This window comes from Nocardia sp. CDC160 (assembly GCF_035818795.1).
Classification (GTDB): Bacteria; Actinomycetota; Actinomycetes; order Mycobacteriales; family Mycobacteriaceae; genus Nocardia.
Window position 1 is genome coordinate 491,697 of the sequence record NZ_JAYKYT010000001.1, and the last position, 16,242, is coordinate 507,938.

Sequence of the window (16,242 nt, forward strand, 5' to 3'; positions counted from 1 at the left end):
TTCTCTGCTTTCTGGAGCTCCAGCCGCTTACGCGACCGGGCCTCCGAAGATCTCGATGGGCTTGCTGTCGGCCGAGATGGTCACGAGCGCGCGCTTGGTGTCCTTGCGCTTGCCGTAACCGAAGCGGGTCCGCTTGCGCTTGCCCTGACGGTTGGCGGTGTTGACGCTCGTGACCTTCACACCGAAAACCTTCTCAACGGCGATCTTGATCTGCGTCTTGTTCGAATCCGGGTGCACCAGGAAGGTGTAGGTGCCTTCTTCGATCAGCCCGTAGGACTTCTCGGAGATCACCGGCGCGAGCAGGATGTCGCGGGGATCGGCGATGGTGGTCACTTGCTCTCCTCCTGTGCAGCTTCGGCCGGGCCGTGCACGAAGGCGTTGAGCGCCTCGACCGAGAACACGATCTCGTCCGACTTCAGGACGTCGTAGGTGTTCAGCTGGTCGGGGGCGATCGGGTGCACGCCCTGCAGGTTCGCCACGCTCTTCCACGCGGTGACATCCTCGCGACCGACGACGACCAGGATGTTCTTCCGGTTCGACAGCTCGGCGAGGAACGACTTGGCGGACTTGGTCGACGGGGTCTGGCCCGCGACCAGTTCGGTGATCACGTGGATGCGCTCGTTGCGAGCCCGGTCCGACAGGGCGCCACGCAGCGCGGCGACCTTCATCTTCTTGGGCAGACGCTGCGAGTAGTCACGCGGCTGCGGGCCGTGGACGGTGCCACCGCCGGCGAACTGCGGCGCACGGGTCGAACCCTGGCGCGCGCGGCCGGTGCCCTTCTGGCGGTACGGCTTCTTGCCACCGCCGGAGACCATGCCCCGGGTCTTGGTGGCGTGCGTGCCCTGGCGAGCCGCGGCCTGCTGGGCCACGACGACCTGGTGCATCAGCGCGATGTTCGCGGTCACGTCGAAGATCTCCGCGGGGAGCTCGACGGTGCCCTCGGTCTTGCCGCCAGCGGCCTTGACCGTGAGGGTCAGGTTGGTCTTGGTCTCGGTGCTCATGCCCGGGCACCACCCTTCACTGCACTCTTGACGATCACGATGCCGCCGGTGCGGCCCGGGATCGCGCCCTTGATCAGCAGCAGGCCGTTCTCGGCGTCCACCTTGTGGACCGAGAGGTTCTGCGTGGTGACGCGGTCGTTACCCATGCGGCCCGACATGCGCATGCCCTTGAAGACACGGCCCGGGGTGGAGCAACCACCGATGGAACCCGGGCGGCGGTGCACGGCCTGCGCACCGTGCGAGGCACCCTGGCCACGGAAGCCGTGGCGCTTCATGGTGCCCGCGAAGCCCTTGCCCTTGGAGGTGCCGGTCACGTCGACGTAGGAGCCCGCCTCGAAGACATCGGCGTTGATCTCCTGGCCGACCTCGAAGGCGGCGGCGTCGGCGACGCGCAGCTCGGCGATGTGGCGGCGCGGGGTGACACCGGCCTTGGCGAACTGGCCGGAGACCGGCTTGTTCACCTTGCGCGGGTCGATGGCGCCGTAGGCGACCTGGATGGCGGCGTAGCCGTCGCGCTCCTGGGTGCGGATCTGGGTAACGACGTTCGGGCCCGCCTTGACGACGGTCACGGGAACGACGCGGTTCTTTTCGTCGAAGACCTGGGTCATGCCGAGCTTGGTGCCCAGGATGCCCGCGGCCGGACGAGTCTTGTTGTCAGTCATATTCGAAGTCCCCGTCACTGAATGTTGACGTCGACGCTGGCCGGCAGGTCGATGCGCATCAGGGCGTCAACCGTCTTCGGCGTCGGGTCGAGGATGTCGATGAGCCGCTTGTGGGTACGCATCTCGAAGTGTTCGCGCGAGTCCTTGTACTTGTGCGGCGAACGGATGACGCAGTACACGTTCTTCTCGGTGGGCAACGGCACCGGGCCGACGACGCGGGCACCGGTACGGGTCACCGTCTCGACGATCTTGCGCGCAGACGCGTCGATCGCCTCATGGTCGTAGGCCTTGAGCCTGATGCGGATCTTCTGTCCCGCCACGCTGAGTGTCCTTTTCTCCGCTTACGTTGTGGTCCAAGAGCTTTCGCTCTCACACCACCCTCATTTGCACAGCCCGAACACACGAAGACGCATCAGCCACCACACGACCGGCCCACCCGGGCCCGATCCATCGCCGCTGTTCATCTGTCATGGTTCATCCGGTCCACGCGGTCGGGCGTGTCGCCTCGCCGCTCATTCCTCGGCCCCGGATCAGCATCCTTATAGCCTCGGAACAGTGTCCCGGACGCACCCACACCGCAATCAGGCGGGGCGCAAAATTCGGTCTTGCTCACCCAGGACCTGCATCTTTTCCGAAGAACGACGCAACCCGGCCTGGGCAACCCGAACAGTATGCCTCGAGCCATGGGGCCAGTTCAAATCGCCCCCTCCCCCACCCCGCGACCCGATGGCCCAGCTCACACCGGGTGACGCGGACCCGGACAAGCCGGGCGTGAACAGCGCGATGGCCGGTGCGCGAAGTGATCTCGCACACCGGCCATCGCGAAGACCGATCAGTAGTCCCAGCCGCCGAGATCCTCGATCAGGAGGAAGTTGCCGCCGCGGAACTGGGCGGGGTCGGTCACGGCCAGACTCACCTGCCCGCCGGGGGTCTGCGCGGCCTCGCCGACAGCCGTGGACATGGTGGGGTACACCATCCCGTCGCCCACCCCCATCCGGGAGAAGGTGGGATCCAGCGCGATCCGATTGTTGGCCTGGTTGATCTGGGTGATCGCCGCCGGGATCCAGCTGTGGGCCAGCGCCACGGTCTCATCGTGGTTGAGGTCCACCGCCACGAGGATGCCGTTGCCCGGGTTGATGTACGGCGTGAAGGCCGCGGCCGAACCGGCCGACACGGTGGCGGCGGCGGCCGCCCCCGCGAGTGCGATGCCGACGGTGGCCACCGCGGTGCGAATACGCATGATTTCGAGAACTCCTGATTTCCCCGACCGCCGACAAGCGTGGCGCCGACCCCCAGCCACGCCCCCGGCGCGGCCGTTCGATTTAACAAGCAACCGGTTGGTTTTGCGCGCCGAGCAGACGCCATGACCGATTCGCCGACCGATCCGTACGAGCGGCCCGTCCTCTGTTCCAGTGAACTTACTTCTGAGTAAGATACCGGCCATGGCTAAAGAGACCGCTACTTATCGCGGGTGGAAGAAGCTTCCCGACAATCGGATCGGGCATACGTTGTTCTCGCTCGGGATGGTGGCTCGGGTGCCGTACTTCGGGACGGTGTTGCCGAGTGTGGTGCGGCTGGAGCCGGGGTTGTGCGAGGTGACCGCGCCGAAGTGGTTCGGGATTCACAACCATTTGGGGACGTTCCATGCGATCGCGGCGTGCAATCTGGCCGAGGTGGCGATGGGAATGCTGTCGGAGGCAACCGTGCCGGAAACCCATCGGTGGATTCCGAAGGCCATGAACGTGCAGTACCTCGCCAAGGCGAACTCGGGGCTGCGGGCGGTGGCGAAGTTGCCGGAGGTGCCGGACTTCGAGCAGATCACCGAGGGCCAGGATCTGGTGGTGCCGGTGTCGATCTACGACAAGGACGGCGTCGAGGTCGTCCACGCCGACATCACCACGTGGGTGACGCCCAAGTAGATACGGACCGGATGGTCACACCGGGCTGGAAGTGACTCACCAGCCGACGCCGAGGGACCCCACAGCTACCGTCAATAGCGTTGCCGCCATGACAGATTCAATCCCTGCCGCGGACGGTTCCCAACCCCCTCGCGGGCGGCGTCGGCCCGGTCGCCTCACCCTCGCCCTGGTGGGTTCGGCGCTGGGCATCGCGGCCACGTTGGGCCTGGTGGCCTGCGGTTCGTCGAGTGAGCACACCGCCAAGGGCGGCCAGGAGCAGGGGCCGGGCGGGCATCGCGACGGCGCGCGGGGCGTCGGCGGCACGATCACCACCGAGGGCTCCGGTTCCTGGATGATCACCAAGCGCGACGGCAGCACCGAGACCGTGACCATCTCCCCCACAACGGAATTCGGCACCAAGGCCAAGAGCGAGACCGCCGCCCAATTCGCCGTCGGCGACCAGATCATGGTCCAGGGCCAAGAATCCAACGGCACCATCACCGCAACCCGCATCCTCCACGCCCGCGACCACGGGACACCGCCGGGTTCGGCTACCGCCACCCCGCCCGCGACACCGGCCAAGTGAGCTCCCACTTAGATCCGAAATCGATACCAATCGGCAAGCCCGTTGCCACGCAACGGACTTGCCGTCATCAACTACCCGCCGGAGTGGTCAGGAACATGGCCACCGCGGCGATGATCAGCACGATCGGCAGGATCGCCAGCCCGATCCGCACCACCCACGGCGACCAGTAGGCGGGCACCCACTGTCCGACCATCGCCAACACCCCGAACAGCACCAGCATCTCGGCGATATCGAGGTGACCGTAGGTCCGCGGGCAGGTATCGCGCCCGTTGCACGAGTCGGTCGCGAAGGCGCTGAGCACCATGGCCGCGAAGCACACCATCAGGCCCAGGATGGACAGGCCGGTGGAGACGGTGGCGGGCACCCACCAGTAGCGGCGGTCGTCGCGCGGCGTGCCGCCGGGAATGTGCGCGGGCCGCATGGGTGGCTGTCCCGGAGCCCCGAATTGGCTCATCGACTCCTCCTGGATCGACCCGTTCATGGCCGCGAATTCACAGAATCCTACTGATCAGCCGCCCGCGACCGCCGATTTCGGCCACGAGCCAGCCTCGTATCCGAGCACGGGACCCGCGGACCACCGGGGAGCGAAGCGGGACGCGGCCTGGTGTGGGGTGGGCGGGGCTGTTTGAATGCGACGTATGAGTGGCCGGGAGGTCGGCGGGGCGGCCGACGTGTGTGTGGTGGGGCTCGGGCCTACGGGGCGGGCGTTGGCGCATCGGGCGATGGTGGCGGGGATGCGGGTGGTGGCGGTGGATCCGCGGCCTACGCGGCTGTGGGGGCCGACGTATTCGTGTTGGGTGGATGAGTTGCCGGAGTGGTTGGGGCGGGGGGCGATTGCCAGCCGGATCGAGGCGCCGGTGGTGTGGACGTCGAGCGAGCATCGAATTCCGCGGCCGTATTGCGTGCTGTCCAAGCGGGGGTTGTTCGAGGCGCTGCCGTTGGACGACGCCACGGTGGTGACCGGGCGGGCACGGACGGTGGAGGCGCATCGGGTGGAGTTGGCCGACGGGACCGAGGTGCGGGCGGCGACCGTGTTCGACACCCGGGGTCAGGCCGCGCCGGGAGCGCGGCGGACGGCCAGCGCGCACGGCATTTTCGTGGACGAGGACATTGCCGCGCCCATGGTGCGCGAGGGCGAGGGGCTGCTGCTGGATTGGCGCGACGAGAACGGGGCGGGTCCGGACGAGCCGCCGTCGTTCCTGTACTCGGTGCCGCTGGGCGATGGCACGGTGATCTTCGAGGAGACCAGCCTCGGGCTGCGCGGCGGCATGCCGCAGCACGAGTTGCGGCGGCGTACGCTGAATCGGCTTGCGGCGCACGGGATTCGACTGCGCGGCGACGAGCCGACCGAGGCGGCGCACTATCCGCTGGACGAGCTGCCACCGAAAGCCGGTCGCGGACAGGTGATTCCGTTCGGTTCGCGCGGCGGCATGATGCATCCGATCACCGGGTACTGCGTGGCCGATTCGCTGTCGCTGGTCGATACCGCGCTCGACGCGGTGCAGCGCGGCACCGATCCGATCGAGGCGCTGTGGCCGTGGCAGGCGCGACTGGTCCATTGGATGCGCATGCGCGGCGTCTATGGCCTGGGTCGGTTGACCACCGCCCAGTCCAAGGCCATGTTCGACGCGTTCTTCACCCGCCCGCCCCGCCAGCAGCGCGCCCTGCTGTCCGCGCACGAGGACTACACCGCGCTGGGTTCGGCCCTGTTCATGACGGTCGCCACCACCTGGCCCTTCCGCTGGCGCTTCGACCTGGTCGGCTGGACCAACCGAAACCGCTGGGTGGATTGGGATTACGAGCGCCCCGACACCCAGATCACACCCAGTTCTCGATCCAGTACTTCCAGATGATCGCGGCGTAGGCGGCCAGGGGCGGGACCTTGATGTCGGTGCCCGCGAGGGCGGCGGCGGTGTGGCGGGAGTCGAAGCGGCAGGTGAATTCGCTGTCCTCGATGACGTCGGAGGGGATGCCTACCTGTCGCAGGGCCCAGCCCATGCCGGGTACGCGCAGGGTCACGTCGAGGGTTTGTTTGGGCATGACCTCGATGAGGTGTGGGGCCCCGGCCTCGTCGGCGAAGAGGTTGAACACGTCGGCGACGCTCTGTTCGCGCGGGTCCACCAGGTGATAGGTGGACGGCCCGTCCCCGGCGCGATGGGCGATGTGGTCCAGTGCGCGGGCCACGAAATCGACCGGAACCATATTGGTTTCGCCGAGCCGGGGCGCGACCACCGGCAGGATGCGCGGCAGCTGGGCGGCCATGCGCAGCAGCCGGAAGAAGTAGTACGGCCCGTCGATGCGGTCGATCTCGCCGGTGCGGGAGTGGCCGATCACGATCGAGGGCCGGTAGATCCGCCACGGCACCGCGGTCTGCTCGCGCACGTCCTTTTCGGCCTGCAGCATGGCCCGCTGGTAGGGCGTGGGCAGCAGCTGTCCGACGTCGGTCATGTCCTCGGTGAACAGCCCCTCCCACGCCCCGGCGATGCGCGCCGTCGAAACGTGGTGCAGCCGTCCGGCTTCCAGCTCCGCCGCGAGTTCGACCACCCGCCGCGTCCCGCCCGCACCGACGCTGTCGTAGCCAGCGGCCAGGTGGAAGACGTGGTCGATCGAACCGCGCTGTGCGGCAATCCAGCCCGAGTCGATGCCGAGCCCGGGCGCGGCCAGGTCGCCGCGCACCGGGCGCACCCGGTCGCGGGCGTCCCATTCGCGCAGGCAGCGGTTGAAGCGCAGCACCGAGTCCTCGCCGGGACGTACCAGCACGTGGACGTCCGCGCCGCGTTTCAGGAGTTCGGGAACCAGAAATCGACCGATGAACCCAGTTGCCCCGGTAACCAGGTAAGCCATAGGGGCAACCTTAACGTGACCCGGGCCACATCCCGAGCGGGGCTCGGCAAACCGCCCAAAGCCCGCACACCACGCGAATTTTCGCGTCGAGCTACGCTCCGGTTTCCGCCGCCCGCCGGTAGCCGCGCACCGCCGGATAGGCGAACACCACGATCATGCCGAGGCTCCAGGCCAGCGTCTTCCACAGCGGCGTCGCGATGGGCCCGTCGTAGGACAGCCCCTTCATGGCGTCGATGGCGGTGCTCATGGGCTGGTTCTGCACCGTCTTCTGCAACCAGACCGGGTAGGCGAAGACCGGCACGAATCCGGAGTTGAAGAACATCAGCAGGGTGTTGACGATGCCGACGATCGAGACCAGCATGACGCCCTCGGTGAGCGTGGCCAGCGCGGTCACCATGACCGCGAAGCCGATCGCGAACAGGATCGGAATCGCCAGCATGGCAATCGATGCCGCGGGCCCGTACCAGAACCGGAAGCCCAGACACAGCCCGACCACGAGCACGAACAGCGAGGTGATGAGCACGCGGATGGCCTCGGCCAGCAGGCGTCCGGTCAGTCCTGCGGCGCGGTGGATGGGCATGGTGTGGAAGCGGCCGAGCAGTCCGGTGACCTTCTCGACCTTGAATCCGAGTGCGCTCACGATGGATCCGGACATGGCGGCCACCAGCATGACCAGGGGCACGAAGCCGTAGATCGCGGGCTCTTTGATGGCCTTGTGAATGGAGTCGCCGAGCACGATCCGGAACATGATCAGCGTGGCCGCCGGGTAGACCAGCGTCTGAATGGTGGTCGAGGGGTCGCGCATCCAGCCCATGAGCATGCGCTTGCACTGGATCCCGCTCTGTTCCACCCAGAGCGCGAACGAGCGTTCCGACCGCGCCTTCACCACGGGCAGCGGCCGATGCCCCGCCCACGAATCCTGTTCGGTCACTTCGGTCGTCACCGCGCTACTCATGCTCGCCTCACACTCGCCCAGACCGCGAACGGCGTGAACACGACCGCCGCGCCGATCAACCACACCAGCGGCACCCACAGCACATGCCAGCTCACTCCGTGCTGGGCCATGTCGCGCAGCGCGAAGGAGAACTGCGAGATCGGCTGATTGCGCACGAAAGGCCGCACCCACACCGGGAATCCGGCCTCGGGCACGAACCCGCACGACAGCATGCCGAAGATCAGGGTCGGCAGCGTCAGCGCCTGGGTCAGGGATTCGGGGCTCTTGGTCAGCGAACCCAACCCGTCCGCGCCAATGGCCAGCACGGTTCCGACGGCCAGGGAGAACACGCAGAACAGCACGGCCTGTCCCCATCCGGCGACGAACCGGAAGCCGATCATGTGTCCCCAGCCCAGGGCCGCGATGAGCGAGACGACCGACCGTACGAATCCGGCGGACATCCGGGACAGCAGCGGCACCATCGTTCCGATGGGCATGGTCTGCATGCGGGTGTTGAGCCCGGTCATGGCCTCGAACGCGGCCAGCTGCGCGTTCGACATCATGGTGAAGGACATGGTCTGCAGCACGATGATCGGCATGACGAACTGCGCGTAGTTGATGCCCTGGAACTGCATGACGTACTTCAGCGGCAGATAGAAGCCGAGGGTGAAGACCAACGGCACGATGACCGCCACAACGAGTTCGCCCTTGGTGGCCATCACCCAGACGATGCGTCCGGTGAGCGCGCGCCACTGCGCGAGGCTGTTGGGCCGGGCGGGCGGTACCCCGGCGAAGAGGTCGGCGGCGTCGGCCGCGGCGGCGGTCATGCCGCGCCGTCCGACTGCGCGGTTTCCTTGGTCCCGGAGTGTCCGGTGAGAGTGAGGAACACATCGTCGAGTGAGGGTCGACGCAGGCCGATGTCCGCGAGCCGCACCCCGGCGCTGTCGAGTCGGCGCAGCGCCTCCGACAGCGTGACCGCGCCCTCCGGGGCCGGAATCGAAAGCCGGTCGGAGCCCGCAAGTTCGGCGCGGACCGCCGCGGGCACCAGATCGCCGAGCGCGTCGGCGGCGGTGGTCAGCTGCTTGGGGTCCAGCGGCACGACCTCGCAGTAGCTGCCACCGGTCTTCTCCTTGAGCGCGTCCGCGGTGCCCTCCGCGATGACCGTGCCCTTGTCGATGACGATGATGTTGTCGCTGAGGACGTCGGCCTCTTCGAGGTACTGCGTGGTCAGCAGGACCGTGATGCCCTGATTCTTGAGCGCGGTGACCAGGTCCCAGACACCTTGGCGCGAGCGCGGATCCAGGCCGGTGGTGGGTTCGTCGAGGAACACCACCTCGGGCCGGACCACCAGACCGCAGGCGATGTCGACGCGCCGCCGCATGCCGCCGGAGTAGTGGCGCACCGCGCGGCGGCCCGCGCCGGTGAGGTCGAATTCCTCGAGCAGGTTGTCGGCGCGCTGCCGGGCGGCCTTGCGGGGCAGGCCCATGAGGCGGCCGAAGAGCTCGAGGTTCTCACGGCCGGAGAGGTTTTCGTCGAGGGCCGCGTACTGGCCGGTCATCATGATGGACCGGCGGACGGCGGCGGGATCGGCGCGGACGTCGTGTCCGGCGATGCGGGCGATGCCGGAGTCGGGGCGCAGCAGGGTGGACAGGATCTTCACCGTGGTGGTCTTGCCCGCCCCGTTGGGGCCGAGAATGCCGAGCACCTGGCCGCGGGCGGCGGTGAAGCTGATCCCCTGCAGCGCGTGCACGTCGCCGAAGGACTTGCGGACGTCTTCGACGTAAACGGCCGGATCGTCGGGTGCTGCGGGTTCCGGTCTGTCCAAGCTGGGCATCAACTCTCCACTATCGGCTGTTCGGGCTGAACGATGTCGCCCCATTGCGGCGGGTCCCCGCATCCCGCAGGGATAAGTGGATACCGTTCCGGGGACAAGGTTGCTATTGCCCGCAGGGATGATCCACACCGCCGGGCGTGATGTTACCGGCGCATCCGAAGAGAGGGTGTTTCTTAGCCGAAGCAGCGATTTCCAAACTGTGCGCTTGGTCACAAACCGATGGGTTCTCGAATAGCCGCTGCTCCCGGCGCAGACCGGCCGGTATGCGGCGATTTCGCTACCTTGTCGCATCTGCGACTCGAACCATAGTCTTTTGGCGGGGAGAGATACTCACAGGCCACGAGAGGTTGACCATGGCCGAGTCGGCGCAGCCGACAACAGGGCGCGCCGGTGCGGGCCGTTCCAAGTTGTTGACGTCCTACGATCCGCGTACCGGGGAGGTCGTGGGCGAGTACGCCAGCATGGGCCCGGGCGAGGTGACCCGCACCGTCCGATCCGCGCGCAGCGCCGAACAATGGTGGGCCGCACTGGGATTCGACGGACGCAAGCGCTGGCTGCTGGATTGGAAGCGCAGCCTGGCCCGCGGTACCCGCGATCTGGTGGAACTGATCTCGAGCGAGACCGGCAAGCCGCGCCTGGACGCGGCTCTCGAGGTGACGCTGGCGGTGGAACACCTGGATTGGGTTGCGCGCCATGCCGAGAAGACGCTGGGCCGCGGCCGCCGCCTGAGCGCCACGCTGCGTCGCGCGCCCACCGGCACCGTCGGCTATCTGCCGCTGGGCGTGGTCGGGGTGCTGGGCCCCTGGCACAATCCCGTTCTCACCCCGATGAATTCGATCGCGGGCGCGATGGCGTCGGGCAACGCGGTGGTGTTCAAGCCCAGCGAGCTGACCCCGGGCGTCGGCGCGTGGCTGGCCGACACCTGGAATCACCTGGCCCCGAATCAGCCTGTGCTGCAGGTGGTCACGGGCGACAGCTCGACCGCCGCCGCACTGTGCCGCGCCCGCGTGGACAAGCTGGCCTACGCGGGCTCGCGCGCGGGTGCGCGGGAGGTGACCGCGCTGGCCGCGCAGTCGTCCACTCCCCTGGTCGTCGAGCCGGGCGGCCGCGGCTCCATGGTGGTGCAGGTCGACGCCAAGCTCGACGCGGCCGCGGCGGCGGCCGTCTATGGCGCGATGGCGAATTCGGGTCAGCAGCCCGCGGGCGTGCAGTGCGTGTACGTGGCCGAGTCGGTGTACGAGCCGTTTCTGGAGCTGGTGGCCGATCAGGCCCGGCGGCTGCGCCCGGGCGCGGATCGCCGCGCCTCCTACGGCCCGATGACCCAGGACAGCCGAATCGAGGTGGTGCGCCGCCAGGTTCGCGATGCCGTCACCCGGGGCGGGCAGCTGGTGGTCGGCAGCCTGGAATCGATTCGCGAGCCCTATATCGAGCCGATCGTGCTCACCGAGGTCCCGGAGGTGAGCACCGCGGTGACCGGCGAGGCCGTCGGCCCGGTGCTGGTGGTCAATCGCGTGGCCACCATGGACGAGGCCGCCGAGCGCGTGAATGCCGCCGAGAAGCCGCGCACCGTCGCCGTTTTCACGCGCGACGTGCGCAGCGTCCCGGCGTTCGCCGCCCGGTTGCGCAGCGAGCTGGTCACCGTCAATTCGGCCCCGGTCTACGGCGTCAACGGCCCCGGACGCATCCGCGATCCGCAGACGCTGCGGGAATTCGCACGCCCCCAGACGATTACCGAGAGGCACCCGCCCGACCAGATCACCCTGGGCACCTTCGACAAACACCCGCGCCGACTCCGCGTGGCCCGCGCCCTGTTCCGGCTCCGACACCGGGTCTGAAACCCGCTGCGGCCCCGAACTACTCGGCGACCGGTGCGCCCAAGAGCACCGACCGCATCAGTGCGCTGACGCGGGCCAGGTTTTCCGGCCGCCCGTCGAAGCGGATGCGGCGGCCGACATCGATGACCTGGGCGATGGCGGCATGAACGCGGAAGCGGGCCTCGACCTGATCACCGTCGAGCAGGTTGGCCCACTCCAGGACGTTCTGGCGCTGCACCGAGCGCAGCCGATGCTGTTCGGAGGCGGGCAGATTGGAGAACTCGGAGAAGTAGACCGGCAGGATCTCCGGCATGGCGAAGGTCATGCGGGAGAAGCGGTCGGCAATGCGCACGGCCGCGTCCGAACGACTGGTGGCCTCGGCCAGCGCCTCGTTGTTGGCGATGGCCACGCGCTCGCCGGTGCGGTTGAACGCGGCGGCCAGCAGGTCGGCCTTGCTGGCGAAGTAGCGGTACACGCTGGAGGCGTTGATGCCCGCGGCCGCGCCGATCTCCTCGATGCTGGCCTCGTGGTAGCCCTGCCGCCCGAAGATGCGAATGGCCTCGGTGAGCAATTGCTCCCGCTTGGAGATGACCGGCAGGCCGCGCACGACCGGGTCGCCGGTGAGGGGTGCGGGCGCGGGCGGCAGCTCGGTGCGCAGGATGTCCCAGCAGATCTCGGTGATCAGATTGACCAGCCGGGTGGTGGACAGCGCGGTGCGGTGGGCGGTGATGGACCCGATGGCGCTCAGCACCGCGGCCGCGCGCAGTTGGGTGTCGGCCGGGTCGGCGTCCGGGTACAGCTCGGCGATGGCAGCGGCGAGGGTGTCGTGCAGTTCGGTGTAGATGACGCGAATCCGAGCCCGGTCGGCACGCTCGAGATACCGCCGCTCCCACCGGTACAGCCCGCCCTCGCGGCGCACGTCGATGGTGTAGTCGGCGATCCCGCGGATCAGCGCGGTGAGTCGCGGTTCCGGTTCCAGCTCGGGATTGTCGGCGGCCTTGGCGGCGTCCAGCAACTGCTGTGCGCCCATTTCGGCGGCGGCCACCAGCAGCGCGTACTTATTGGTGAAATGGCGGTAGAGCGCCGGGCCGGAGATGCCGACCTCGGCCGCGATCTCGTCCACGCCGACCGGGTGGTAGCCGCGTTCGGCGAAGGCTCGCGCCGCTACCCGCACGATTTGGGCCTTGCGGTTCTTCGGTCTGCGCCGGGGACCGGCCTCGCCGTCGGTGGACGCGGATTGACCGTCCGGTCGCGCGGAAGCGAGGGCTGCCTCGCTGCGATCGGCGACCATACAGTTTCTCCTTCTCGATGACACCGGCTGTTGACAGTGCCGGACGAACGACCTTAAGTTAACCACAATTCGCAATGCGAAACATTGTTCGCGGCATCGCCGCCGCAGATATATCTGGGAGCCCCCGATGAACGACATCGCGACCACGGACGGTTACACCGCGATTCAGGACGGGCGGGTGCTGCGGATTACCCTGACCAATCCCAAGCGCAAGAACGCGATCACCTACGACACCATGGTGGCGCTGGGCGAGACCGTGCGCGCGGCCTCGGCGAACCCGACCATCCGGGTCATCGTGGTGACCGGCGAGGGCGGCGACTTCTGCACGGGCGCGGATCTGTCGGCCACCGACGATTACAACGCCCGCGGCATCACGAACGAGATGATCCTGGACGGGGCCAACGCCATGGTCAAGTCCATCGTCGACGCCCCGATTCCGGTCATCGCCCGGGTCAAGGGTGCGGCCGCCGGGATCGGGGTGGCCATCGCGCTGGCCGCCGACCTGACCTATCTGTCCGAGGACTCCTACCTGCTGCTGGCCTTCATCAATATCGGCCTCATGCCCGACGGCGGCGCGGCGGCCATGGTGGCGGCGGCGGCCGGTCGCCCGCTGGCGGCCGAGATGGCGCTGCTGGGTGAGCGGCTTCCGGCGCGAAAGGCCTTGGAGCACGGCCTGATCGCGGGCGTCTACCCCGACGCGGACCTGGACGCGAAGGTGGAGTCGGCCGTCGCCAAGCTGGCCCACGGCCCGCGCCGCGCCCTGGAACTGACCAAGCGGGCCCTGAATGTGGCGGCGCTGTCCACGCTCGACGCCACCCTGGCCGCCGAGAAGACCGGGCAGTGCGAACTGCTCGCGTCCTCCGATTTCGCCGAGGGCGCGGCGGCCATGCTGCAGAAGCGCAAGGCCGTCTTCGCCGAATAACGCTGTGGGTCAGCTCTTTCCGGTGGCCGTCAGGTAGATCAGCACCACGTTGAGCGCGGTGATGACCGCGGCCACCAGCCAGGCCAGGCCGGTGGTGACGCGGTGGTTGACGTTCGAGCCCATGAGGCCGCGGTCGCTGGTGAAGCGGACCAGCGGAATGAGCGCGAACGGGATGCCGAACGACAGCACCACCTGCGAAATGATCAGTGCGCGAGTGGGATCGATGCCGAGCGCCAGCACCGCCAGCGCCGGGATCAGGGTGATGACGCGGCGGACCACCAGCGGGATGTGCCGGTGCAGCAGGCCCTGCATGATCATGGCCCCCGCGTACGCGCCCACCGAGGTCGACGCCAGACCCGAGGCGAGAAGTCCGACCGCGAGCAGCAGCCCGGCCACCGGGCCGAGGACCTGCTGCACCGCCGCGTGCGCGCCCTCGATGGTGTCCACACCGTCGCGCCCGCGCAGCGTGCTGGCGGCCATGAGCAGCATGGCCAGGTTCACCGCGCCCGCCAGCAGCATGGCCAGGCCGACGTCGTAACGGGTGATGCGCAGCAGGCGCTTTCGCGGCGCGCCCTCCTCGGGATGTCCGTGGCGGTCGCGGGCCATGCCCGAGTGCAGGTAGACGACGTGCGGCATGACGGTCGCGCCGATCATGGCGGCGGCCAGCAGCACGCTGCCCGCGCCGTCGAAGCGGGGCACCAGGCCGTCCACCGTGCCCGAGGCCGAGGGCGGTGAAATGAACACGGAGGCAAGGAATCCGATGGCGATCACGCCGAGCAGTCCGGTGATGACGCGCTCGAAGGGCTGCTGTCCGCGCCGGTTCTGGATCATCAGCAGGAACAGCGAGACGATGCCGGTAATGACGCCGCCGAGCATGAGCGGCAGCCCGAACAGCAGGTTCAGCGCGATCGCACCGCCGACCACCTCGGCCAGATCCGTTGCCACGGCGACGGTTTCGGCCTGTGCCCAGTAGGCCAGCCGCACCGGACGACTCGCCTTCTCCCGCACCACTTCCGGCAGGGACCTACCGGTGACCAGACCCAGTTTCGCGGACAGGAACTGCACCAGCCCGGCCATGATGTTGGCCATGACGACGACCCACACCAGCAGATAGCCGTACTGCGCGCCCGCGCTGATATTGGACGCGACATTGCCGGGATCGACGTACGCGATGGCCGCGACGAACGCGGGCCCGAGTAAGAGCGTGGCCGATCGAGCTCGCTGAAACGGGCTGGTTCTCTCGGCAACGCTGGTACTCACTCCCCAAGTTTACGGGTGACCGAACTTTTTGTTTAGCCCTACCAACCAAGCTGTGACCTTGCCCATAACAACAGCGGCCCGGCACCTTTCCGGTGCCGGGCCGTCGTGCGTTGTGCGCGTGAACTTTTGGCTAGATTCCCAGGCCCTGGGCCAGGACCGGCCACGAGTTGATGAACTCGTCGTTCCAGTAGCCCCACGAGTGGGTGCCGGTGGCCCGGAAGTTGTAGGTGGCCGGGATGCCCAGCGAGTTCAGCTTGTTGGCGAGGTTGTGGGTGCAGTAGTTGGTGCCCGCCTCGATCACGCCGCCGATGAGGATCTGGTTGGCCAGGCCGTACGCGCCGGGCAGGGCGTAGGGACCGTTGAGGGTGTCGTACTGGCCGGGCAGACCGCTGCCGGAGGAGATGTAGAGGTTGATGCCGCGCAGTTTCTCGGCATTGATGACCGGGTCGTGGGCCGCCCACTCCGGCGAATCCGAGGGACCGTACATGTTCTCGAGCTTGCCGCCGCCCCAGGTTTCGACGGTCAGGCGCATGAACTCCTGCCCCTGCGGGTCGGCCATCTGCGCGCAGCCGGAGTAGGCGGCGACGGACTTGTACAGCTCCGGCTTGGCCTCGGCGAGGGTCAGCACGGTGGTGCCGGAGGTGGAGATGCCCGCGGTGGCGTTGACGCCATTGGTGCCGAGGGCGGCGTCGATCAGCGGGGGCAGTTCCTCGGTGAAGAAGGTGGTCCACTTGTTGCGGCCCAGGACCGGATCGTCATTGTCCCAGTCCTGGTAGTAGGACCACTTGCCGCCGATGGGCTGCACGACATTGACGTTCTTGTCGCCGAGGAAGCCATTGACGATATTGGTCTTCTTGACCCAGGAGGCGTCGTCCTGACCGCCGCCCGCGCCATTGAGCAGGTACAGGGTCGGGCGCGGCACCGAGGCGTCGGCGGGCCGCTGCACATCGATCGGGTAGGTGGCGCCCATGGCCGCGGAGTAGACGTAGAGCCGGATGTTCCGCTCGTCCTTCATCTCGGCCTTGGTGATCTTGGAACCGTCCGCCGACACCGGATCCGCCAGCAGCTTCTTCCCGTCGATGATCGGGTCGGCCGAGGCGCTACCGCCGCCGACTCCGGTCATGAGGCCGGTCAGAACCGCGGTGGCGGCGAGGAAGGCCGCGGCTCGCACCCCGCGCCGCCCATTCCGGACATGT

18 protein-coding genes are annotated in these 16,242 nt (G+C 68.0%); 5 read left to right on the forward strand and 13 right to left on the reverse strand.

The window, feature by feature from the left end:
* Positions 1 to 27: 27 nt before the first annotated feature.
* From rplW to VMT40_RS02160, 5 genes are all read right to left on the reverse strand, one after another.
* Positions 28 to 333 carry a 50S ribosomal protein L23 gene (gene rplW / locus VMT40_RS02140; RefSeq protein WP_014981657.1) on the reverse strand — a complete coding sequence of 102 codons (306 nt, stop codon included), beginning with the start codon at positions 331 to 333 and terminating at the stop codon, positions 28 to 30.
* Complete coding sequence (rplD, locus tag VMT40_RS02145; RefSeq protein WP_326356286.1) at positions 330 to 1,001, reverse strand: 50S ribosomal protein L4; 672 nt, start codon at positions 999 to 1,001, stop codon at positions 330 to 332. Before rplD ends, rplW begins: the two co-directional genes overlap by 4 nt.
* Positions 998 to 1,663, reverse strand: a complete 666-nt coding sequence (gene rplC / locus VMT40_RS02150; protein WP_326309620.1) for a 50S ribosomal protein L3 — start codon at positions 1,661 to 1,663, stop codon at positions 998 to 1,000. Before rplC ends, rplD begins: the two co-directional genes overlap by 4 nt.
* A 14-nt stretch (positions 1,664 to 1,677) precedes the next feature.
* Positions 1,678 to 1,983 carry a 30S ribosomal protein S10 gene (rpsJ, locus tag VMT40_RS02155; protein ID WP_003938093.1) on the reverse strand — a complete coding sequence of 102 codons (306 nt, stop codon included), beginning with the start codon at positions 1,981 to 1,983 and terminating at the stop codon, positions 1,678 to 1,680.
* Between the two features lie 512 nt (positions 1,984 to 2,495).
* Entirely contained in the window at positions 2,496 to 2,903 is a 408-nt protein-coding gene (locus VMT40_RS02160) for a hypothetical protein (protein WP_326356287.1), read from the reverse strand.
* Positions 2,904 to 3,105: 202 nt separating this feature from the next.
* Between VMT40_RS02160 and VMT40_RS02165 the strand changes: the two genes are divergently transcribed.
* Both VMT40_RS02165 and VMT40_RS02170 read left to right on the forward strand, forming a co-directional pair.
* Complete coding sequence (locus VMT40_RS02165) at positions 3,106 to 3,582, forward strand: hotdog fold domain-containing protein (RefSeq protein WP_326356288.1); 477 nt, start codon at positions 3,106 to 3,108, stop codon at positions 3,580 to 3,582.
* Positions 3,583 to 3,670: 88 nt separating this feature from the next.
* Positions 3,671 to 4,147: a DUF5666 domain-containing protein gene (locus tag VMT40_RS02170; RefSeq protein WP_326356289.1), complete on the forward strand. Its 477-nt coding sequence runs from the start codon at positions 3,671 to 3,673 to the stop codon at positions 4,145 to 4,147.
* Between the two features lie 67 nt (positions 4,148 to 4,214).
* Here VMT40_RS02170 and VMT40_RS02175 read toward each other — a convergent pair whose 3' ends face one another.
* Positions 4,215 to 4,601 (reverse strand): hypothetical protein, encoded by a 387-nt coding sequence (locus VMT40_RS02175; protein WP_326356290.1) that lies wholly within the window; start codon positions 4,599 to 4,601, stop codon positions 4,215 to 4,217.
* 184 nt (positions 4,602 to 4,785) lie between these two features.
* On the opposite strand from VMT40_RS02175, the gene VMT40_RS02180 reads away from it, so the two are divergent.
* Entirely contained in the window at positions 4,786 to 6,000 is a 1,215-nt protein-coding gene (locus VMT40_RS02180; protein WP_326356291.1) for a lycopene cyclase family protein, read from the forward strand.
* Here the strand turns inward: VMT40_RS02180 and VMT40_RS02185 are convergent.
* The 4 genes from VMT40_RS02185 to VMT40_RS02200 form a co-directional block, all read right to left on the reverse strand.
* Positions 5,966 to 6,991 carry an SDR family oxidoreductase gene (locus VMT40_RS02185; protein WP_326356292.1) on the reverse strand — a complete coding sequence of 342 codons (1,026 nt, stop codon included), beginning with the start codon at positions 6,989 to 6,991 and terminating at the stop codon, positions 5,966 to 5,968. The genes VMT40_RS02180 and VMT40_RS02185 overlap by 35 nt on opposite strands.
* 91 nt (positions 6,992 to 7,082) lie before the next feature.
* Entirely contained in the window at positions 7,083 to 7,946 is an 864-nt protein-coding gene (locus tag VMT40_RS02190; RefSeq protein WP_442789886.1) for an ABC transporter permease, read from the reverse strand.
* Positions 7,943 to 8,752 (reverse strand): ABC transporter permease, encoded by an 810-nt coding sequence (locus VMT40_RS02195; protein WP_326356294.1) that lies wholly within the window; start codon positions 8,750 to 8,752, stop codon positions 7,943 to 7,945. The genes VMT40_RS02190 and VMT40_RS02195 overlap by 4 nt, the downstream gene beginning before the upstream one ends.
* Positions 8,749 to 9,759 (reverse strand): ATP-binding cassette domain-containing protein, encoded by a 1,011-nt coding sequence (locus VMT40_RS02200; protein ID WP_326356295.1) that lies wholly within the window; start codon positions 9,757 to 9,759, stop codon positions 8,749 to 8,751. The genes VMT40_RS02195 and VMT40_RS02200 overlap by 4 nt, the downstream gene beginning before the upstream one ends.
* A gap of 353 nt (positions 9,760 to 10,112) precedes the next feature.
* On the opposite strand from VMT40_RS02200, the gene VMT40_RS02205 reads away from it, so the two are divergent.
* Complete coding sequence (locus VMT40_RS02205; RefSeq protein ID WP_326356296.1) at positions 10,113 to 11,594, forward strand: aldehyde dehydrogenase family protein; 1,482 nt, start codon at positions 10,113 to 10,115, stop codon at positions 11,592 to 11,594.
* 19 nt (positions 11,595 to 11,613) lie between these two features.
* Here VMT40_RS02205 and VMT40_RS02210 read toward each other — a convergent pair whose 3' ends face one another.
* Positions 11,614 to 12,864: a TetR/AcrR family transcriptional regulator gene (locus VMT40_RS02210; RefSeq protein WP_326356297.1), complete on the reverse strand. Its 1,251-nt coding sequence runs from the start codon at positions 12,862 to 12,864 to the stop codon at positions 11,614 to 11,616.
* Positions 12,865 to 12,991: 127 nt separating this feature from the next.
* Between VMT40_RS02210 and VMT40_RS02215 the strand changes: the two genes are divergently transcribed.
* Positions 12,992 to 13,786 (forward strand): enoyl-CoA hydratase-related protein, encoded by a 795-nt coding sequence (locus VMT40_RS02215; protein WP_326356298.1) that lies wholly within the window; start codon positions 12,992 to 12,994, stop codon positions 13,784 to 13,786.
* 9 nt (positions 13,787 to 13,795) lie between these two features.
* Here VMT40_RS02215 and VMT40_RS02220 read toward each other — a convergent pair whose 3' ends face one another.
* On the reverse strand, positions 13,796 to 15,046 hold the full coding sequence (locus VMT40_RS02220) for an Nramp family divalent metal transporter (RefSeq protein ID WP_326356299.1): 1,251 nt from the start codon (positions 15,044 to 15,046) through the stop codon (positions 13,796 to 13,798).
* A gap of 130 nt (positions 15,047 to 15,176) precedes the next feature.
* Positions 15,177 to 16,169: an alpha/beta hydrolase gene (locus VMT40_RS02225; RefSeq protein ID WP_326357161.1), complete on the reverse strand. Its 993-nt coding sequence runs from the start codon at positions 16,167 to 16,169 to the stop codon at positions 15,177 to 15,179.
* Positions 16,170 to 16,242: the final 73 nt, after the last annotated feature.